General features: G+C 56.6%; 7 protein-coding genes. 3 read left to right on the top strand and 4 right to left on the bottom strand.

Annotated elements, in window-relative coordinates; all coding sequences use genetic code 11:
- Positions 1-176: 176 nt before the first annotated feature.
- Positions 177-806 (top strand): tyrosine-type recombinase/integrase, encoded by a 630-nt coding sequence (locus ACEWPL_RS12110; RefSeq protein ID WP_420744348.1) that lies wholly within the window; start codon positions 177-179, stop codon positions 804-806.
- 1,178 nt (positions 807-1,984) lie between these two features.
- On the opposite strand, the gene ACEWPL_RS12105 is transcribed toward ACEWPL_RS12110, so the two are convergent.
- From ACEWPL_RS12105 to ACEWPL_RS12090, 4 genes are all read right to left on the bottom strand, one after another.
- The gene (locus tag ACEWPL_RS12105; protein WP_393930287.1) at positions 1,985-2,473 is read right to left on the bottom strand and encodes a VOC family protein; all 489 of its coding nucleotides are present in this window, start codon (positions 2,471-2,473) and stop codon (positions 1,985-1,987) included.
- Positions 2,474-2,601: 128 nt separating this feature from the next.
- Positions 2,602-2,955: a DUF1428 domain-containing protein gene (locus tag ACEWPL_RS12100; protein WP_393930289.1), complete on the bottom strand. Its 354-nt coding sequence runs from the start codon at positions 2,953-2,955 to the stop codon at positions 2,602-2,604.
- Positions 2,952-3,671, bottom strand: a complete 720-nt coding sequence (locus ACEWPL_RS12095) for a glutathione S-transferase family protein (RefSeq protein ID WP_393930291.1) — start codon at positions 3,669-3,671, stop codon at positions 2,952-2,954. Before ACEWPL_RS12095 ends, ACEWPL_RS12100 begins: the two co-directional genes overlap by 4 nt.
- Positions 3,661-4,095: a VOC family protein gene (locus ACEWPL_RS12090; protein WP_393930293.1), complete on the bottom strand. Its 435-nt coding sequence runs from the start codon at positions 4,093-4,095 to the stop codon at positions 3,661-3,663. The genes ACEWPL_RS12095 and ACEWPL_RS12090 overlap by 11 nt, the downstream gene beginning before the upstream one ends.
- A gap of 46 nt (positions 4,096-4,141) precedes the next feature.
- Between ACEWPL_RS12090 and ACEWPL_RS12085 the strand changes: the two genes are divergently transcribed.
- On the top strand, positions 4,142-4,852 hold the full coding sequence (locus ACEWPL_RS12085; protein ID WP_393930295.1) for a winged helix-turn-helix transcriptional regulator: 711 nt from the start codon (positions 4,142-4,144) through the stop codon (positions 4,850-4,852).
- 303 nt (positions 4,853-5,155) lie between these two features.
- Entirely contained in the window at positions 5,156-6,799 is a 1,644-nt protein-coding gene (locus tag ACEWPL_RS12080) for an AIPR family protein (protein WP_393930297.1), read from the top strand.
- The last annotated feature ends 39 nt before the right edge of the window (positions 6,800-6,838 follow it).

Raw genomic sequence — 6,838 nt, 5'->3', positions numbered from 1 at the left:
CGGAAGGTCGATCATGGTCTCGGTCATCGTGCTCTCCTTCGTTGTCATCGGTCTTTGAACAACCTCAGACTACGAAGCAGCGCGGTGGCCGCCAGACCCGGCCGCGCGCTGCGCTACGCCAAAAGGCTCCGCGCGCGGCCTCTTACACCACCCCGTGGGGCACTACCTTGACCAACGTGCTCCACACGGTGATCGATGGCTTAGGAATGAATTTGGTCTTGCCAATTCCTAAAAGAAACTGGCGTTTACCTAAGGTCGATGCGGTGTCACCCCCTCCGTTTTCGACCGAATGGATCAGGGATCGCCTCTTGGCGGAAGATGCGCTCGACGGACTCAATCCTGAAGCCAGAGCGATCTTGCTGATCTGTATAAACACTGGCGCACGTCCCTCCGAGGTTGCAACCCTTACGCCGGCGCGATTGGCTTTGAATGCGAACGTTCCGCACATTCAAATCCGGGCAGACGGACGTGTCGTTAAGACAAAGAGAGCAATCCGGGACATTCCGCTCGTTGGTGTGGCTCTCGAAGCTGCACGAGAGTTTCCAAGCGGCTTTCCTCGCTACCGTGAGACACCGTCCTCGCTCTCCGCCGCACAACTCAAATTCTTGCGGAATAACGGACTCATGGAATCCGAGGACCATGTGGTTTACAGCCTTCGGCACGCCTTTGAAGATCGGATGCTTAAAGCTAACTTTCCCGAAAGGGTAAAGGCCGACCTCATGGGACATGACATCAACCGTGAACGCTACGGCGCGGGTTTGCCGCTGGCCGACGCTGCTGCACTTTTGGCCGACATCTCGTTTTGAGCCGCCAACCACGCGCGGGCGCTAGTCTGCGCGTCGGTCTCATTTTCCCGATTCGTAACTGCGACTGCGAGCATTTGCTCTAGTCGCGCCCACACCGGGCCTAAGGCTGCATTATAAGGAAGGGTGTGAGCGATCTTGGTCATGGCGGCTTCAATTCGCGCGATATAAGTGGCATCGGCAGACACTGCGAGCGAAGCGGCTGCTTGTCGCGGCCGCTCCTTCTGCGAGTATGCCTTCCGTTCGCGCGCCATGGCGTGCCGTCTCCGTGCGCCGCAAGCTGCTGAAAGCATGGGCGTTCTTGATGTGTATCTCTATGGGGTCTTCTTGACCGGGCTGTTGTTAGAATAGCGCAAAGGGCATCACGGTTTCGCCTGCTAAAACTAAACCGACGGGTGAAACCTGTGGAAAACTATGAAGAAATCCGGAAAACTCACGCTTGGGAGAGCATCGATATCGGCGATGTAAACAGGCCGGGGCGGGGTGCCACCACCTCAGCTCTTTGCACTAAATGAAGCGGGTCGCAGGGCGAGGATTTATGGCGAAGGCGCCCAGAGTCCCAGGAGACGCCAAATAAACCTTTGGGAGCTCCTGGTCCAGCTGTTCGGGGGGAGGATGGCTAGATCAGCTATGCCGACACAGATGCCGGTCTCTTATCTCTGCCTTGCCGGTGCTATCGGCCTGAACCGGACCTTGGCCGGGATGATCAACGCTGCGATGCAGCTTCCCTGAAGCGCTCGTCCGTGACCTCGTGTAGCATGTACTGGAAGGCCAAGGTCAGCAGTGCAGGACAAAGCAAAGATCTGGACGTTCAATCATAATTTTTATTTTCGCGACATGTTTGGCTCGCAGGCTCGTGAACTCGAGTACGTGACAGAAGCGGGACGTCTCGTCATTCGCCCGGATCACCTCTCCGCTCGCTGCGCCAACCCTGCCATGAGAGATCGCGTGTTCGACATAACCTTCGCCGGCGTTCGTTCAATTCGCAGCGCCTCCAGAACGGTTGTTCTCCCCACGATCTGCCGGGTGGATGAGGTCTCCCAGGTTACCGCTGGATCGAAGGCTTCCGGGTCGTGCATGCCGGTTTCCAGGGTGATCGCGAGATCTTCCGCGAAGCCATTCTTCGGAGAGTTCCCGCAATCCTGGCTTCAGATGATCCGGGGCGTTTGTGACCTCATTTCTCAGGTTGCGCCCTGCAAAGCCGCCTCGATGCCTGCGATATCAATCTTCTGCATCTCCATCATCGCGGCCTGTGCGCGCGCCGAGGCGTCCCGGTCCGGGTGCGACAGCGCGTCCATCAGAATTTGCGGGGTGATCTGCCAGCGATAGCCCCAGAGATCCTTGCACCAGCCGCACATGATGGGCTCTCCGCCATTTCCCACGATGGCATCCCAGAGCCGGTCCGTCTCGGCCTGATCGTCGGTATAGACCTGCAACGAATAGGCATCATTGGGTTGCACATGCGGACCAGCATTGAGCAGCGCATAAGGCAGGCCAAGAAGGGTCATCTCGACCACCTGAACGGTCCCGGCTGGCGCGCTCTTCGCACCTTGGGGTACGCGGATCACGTTGTCCACATGGCTGTCCGGGAAGGTGGTGGCATAGAACTCCGCCGCCGCTTCGGCCTCGGTATTGAACCAGAGGAACACGGCAGCCTTTCGTTTCGTCATCGTCTTTCTCCTTTTAAAGGGCGATCGGGACAGTGCATCGGAGTGTCACGCAGCTATCTGCAGAGACCGTCCGACACCTTATCAGAACTCCAGCCCGTCAGATCGCCAGCCCTTGCATTGATCGCAGTTCACGCACTGTCCTCGAATATCGGGGTAAAGCCGCCCCACATCATGCGCTTGCCATCGAAGGGCATGTCCATCTCCTGCCAGCGCGGGTCGGTCTGCATGCTGGCGCCGCATTTGTCATGCGTTTCCTTGTCCGGCCAGATCATCCACGAAAAACAGACCGATTCACCATCCTCCAAAGCCACCGCGCGATTGAAATCGGTATGTTTGCCGTCGGGGATCTGATCGCCCCAGGTTTCCATGATCTGCAGGGCTCCGTACTCCCTGAAAAGCGGCCAGGCCTTGCGGGCGCTTTCGATATAGGCCTCCTTATTCCCGTTCGGGACGGGGGTGAGGAATCCGGCAATATAGGTCATATCGTCTCTCCGTGTATGGCTTGAAGCTCTGCCATCCATGCGTCGAAGCCGGGCGGCGGATGGCCCGTGAAACCGGCCATCTGCGCGGCCAGTGCTCTCTGAAAGGCGGGCCGTTCGGTGCCCCGCGCCACATAGTCGGCGAGGTTGGGAAAGGTTTCGACCAGCCCTTCGCCTTCTATGATCCGAAGAACGCTGACCATCATCAGATCGCCCGCGCTGAAGCGGCCCGTGAACCACTCCGCCGCCCCAAGACGATCCGACGCCTCCCGCAACCGTTCCGCGATCCGCGTGTCGATCCCCGGCAAACGCGGCGCCGACCAGGGCTCCGTGGCCTCGAAGATCGTCGCCATGGAGCGATCCATGATTGGCGGCTCCAGCGTGTTCAGCGCGGCGAAAAGCCATTCGAGCGCCCGCGGCCGCTCGGCGGGGTCCTCGGGCATGAGGCCGGGAAACCGCCCGGCGATATGCCAGACGATTGCACCGCTTTCAAACAGGGTCAGGTCACCTTCTTCGTAGGTTGGCACCTGCCCGAACGGATGCAGGGCACGATGCGCGGCCTCCTTCTGCTGCCCCTGCGGAAGACAGCGAACGGCATAATCCTGCCCGACCTCTTCCAGCGCCCAGCGAACACGCAGGTCACGAACCTGCCCCTTGGCGAAATCCGGCACCCAGTCATAGGCGGTGATGGTGATCGGAGCGTTCGCCTTAATCGGCATGAGACATCTCCGCTGGCCCCTTCTCGAGCGCCTCGGCGCTCATCCACATCGGCTCCCAGATGTGACCGTCGGGATCGGCAAAGCTGCGCCCGTACATGAACCCGTGGTCCTGCACCGGACAAGGATCGCCCGCGCCGCCCGCAGCCACGGCGGCGTCGGTGATGGCATCCACCGCCTCACGATCCACACGGCTGATACAAAGTAGAACCTGCGCTTCGGACGCGGGGTCGACCCGACGCCGGTCAGTGAAGCTCGACCAGAATTCATGGGTCAGCAACATCACCCGGATCTCGTCCGATAAGACGATGCTCGCCGCGAGGTGATTGGTAAATTTGGCGTTCTTGGTGAAACCGATCACCTCGTAGAACGCCATGGAACGCTCGAGGTCTGCCACCGGCAGGTTTATGAAGATCATCTGTGACATCGCGTTTCCTCCTGAGTCGCGTCGTCGATATGGACAGGCTAAGAGAATGAGATTACAAAAAGCAACCATGAAGTTACAAAAAGAAACTAAACCGGCGAAAGACCTCCATGGCCGCTGGTACGGCGATGCCTGCGGTACGGCATTCGGCCTCGAGCTCCTGGGGGAACGCTGGTCGCTTCTGATCGTGCGCGAGTTGATGTTCGGGCCGCGGCGCTTCAGCGACATTCGCGCAAACCTGCCGGGGATCAGTGCCAAGGTGCTGACCGAACGGCTTGCCGGACTCGAGGCAAACGGCGTGGTCCTGCGCTCGACCGCACCCGAGCCCGCACCTGCACAACTCTACGGCCTGACCGAATGGGGGTATGCCGCGGAACCGGTCATTCAGGAACTGGGCCGATGGGCCGCCGCCTCACCGTTGCACGACCCGACGCTCCCCCTGTCACCGGTTTCCTTCATGCTGTCGCTGCGAACGATGCTCGATGCAGGGGCGGCGCGGGACATGGAGGCCAAGGTGCTCTTTACCATCGGGACTGCGCAATTCACCGCCCGGCTTGCCAACGGTGCGATGCCCGTAATGCGTGGTGGTACGAAAAAACCCGACTTGCAGTTCGAAGCCCCCGCCGCTCCCCCCCTTGCGGCAGTCTTTTATGGTGGAGTGGCCGCCGAAACGGTGGGTGCGCGGATCACGGGTATCCCAAACAGGGTTCGCACGTTCATTTCTCTCTTCAAGCTACCACCCAAGTACGATCAGGCATAAGCGCCAAATGGTTAAAAGCCGCGTGTCGATATCAAGGGTCATAAAGCACTTGGGGTTTGCCTATCCCACGTTTGCGATGATAATCCAGCGAATGGCCTTTCCTTGGTCTTCGGAAAACGGCCCTTACCTGCCGTTCGGCCAGCGTGTTGCGACTGGCCATTCTTTGCATGGCGCGCTTGCCCAACTCGAAATAGACAACTATCAAAGCCGCTGACTCTCCTCATAAACGAGGAAGTAGGGCAGCCTGATCGTATAATAATATCGAACCACGTAGCGTGACAGTTCATCAAAAAGGCAGAAATTATGGCGAACATGTTCGATTGGAACGCTCTCGACCAAAAGATCAATGCAACGGTCGCGGAATACGATGAGCTTAGCAGATCAAAGGCGCTCACCGTTGTCGCAGTTTCCGAGATCATGGAGAACGATATTGATGAAGCTGTCGATGCCATAACCGATGGTGGAAACGACCGAGGTGTCGACGCCCTTTACATTGACGATCGCGACACGAAAAACGATATTCACATATTTCAGGCTAAGTGCGTTAAAGACTTTGAGAAGTCGAAGAATAATTTCCCAGGTGGCGAAATAGATAAACTGACATCTTTCGTGACGGATCTTACCAATCATGATACTGAAGCTCTCGAGAGCGCGAATAGCCTTCTGAAAGCAAAGGTTCTCGACGCACTCGAGATTTTGAAAGAGTCGAATGCAACGATAACGGTGCATTTTGTAGGCAATACCGCGCCTTTGATCGATAAGGAATTGAAACGGATTCGCACGGCATTCTCGAGGTACAAGGCTATCGAATTTAGAATGCACGATCTCGACACACTATCGGATTTCTTCCTCGAGAAACGCGCTCCGGAACTCGTTCGAGAGATCACAGCGATCGATACAAATTTCTTTGACCGGACGGACCAGGATTTGCGCGGGGTTGTGTGCTCGGTCGCAGCCATGGACATCGTAAACGCAATCAGATCAGAAGAAGAGCCCGATCAAGTCGAATCTGGTATCTTCGATCAGAACGTGCGCGTTTACCTGAAACGAAGAAACCGCATCAATCGCAGGATCATTGAGTCCGCGCTCTCTGACCACAACCATATGTTCTGGTATCAGAACAACGGCATCACGATGACGTGCGACAAGGTCGACCTTGGGCCCTCAAGACGGTCGCCAAAGATCAAACTAACGAACGTTCAGATTGTGAATGGTGGCCAGACATCGAACTGTCTTTTCGAGGCGGCAAAGGAAGATAAAGCAAAAGTTGAGGATGTCATTCTGCTTGTTCGGATCATTGAGACATCATCTGAAGATGTAAAAATGTCGATTGCCGAAACGACGAACAGCCAGACACCTATCAACGTCCGCGATCTAAGATCCAATGACAGGCAGCAAAGGCAACTCGAAGAGAGTTTTGCCGATCTCGGTTACTACTATGAGCGGAAGTCAGGGCAACACGCTGACAGAGACTCCTCGAAACGCGTCGATGCTCTTTCTTCAGGTCAGGCATATCTCGCTTACGGGATCGGCCTTCCTGAAACAGCCAAGAAAGACCGCGGGCGGGTTTTCGGAGATCTTTACGACACTGTTTTCGCCGAGGATCTCACGGCGAACAACTTACTGACGTCATTCAAGCTGGTTCGAATCGTGAATGAAAAGAAAATGGAAGTTCGGAAGAAAATCAGAGAGGGCGGCAACCTTGAAGCCGGAGAAATGTCATTGATCGACGGGTCTTTCCATGTGTTGTTCGCGATCCGACAAATCTGCAATCGGGACGAAATTGACATGTGGGTCTATGATCTTGCGAAAGACAAGCTCAACGAGGCCGTCTCCGTGGTTTCGAAGTTGTATTCTGAAGCGCAGAAATCGGACGCAAATTTCTCATCGAACCGTTTTTTCAAAGACGCACGAACGAAGGATCAGGTGACCAAGGCAGTTGGCTGATTATGGCGCTTTGCGGACATTGGCTTCCGTGATCAGTGC

The sequence above is a fragment of the Roseovarius roseus genome, from assembly GCF_043355935.2.
Classification (GTDB): Bacteria; Pseudomonadota; Alphaproteobacteria; order Rhodobacterales; family Rhodobacteraceae; genus Roseovarius; species Roseovarius roseus.
The sequence above is the reverse complement of the archived record's forward strand: the minus strand, read 5'-3'. Positions and strand labels throughout refer to the sequence as shown.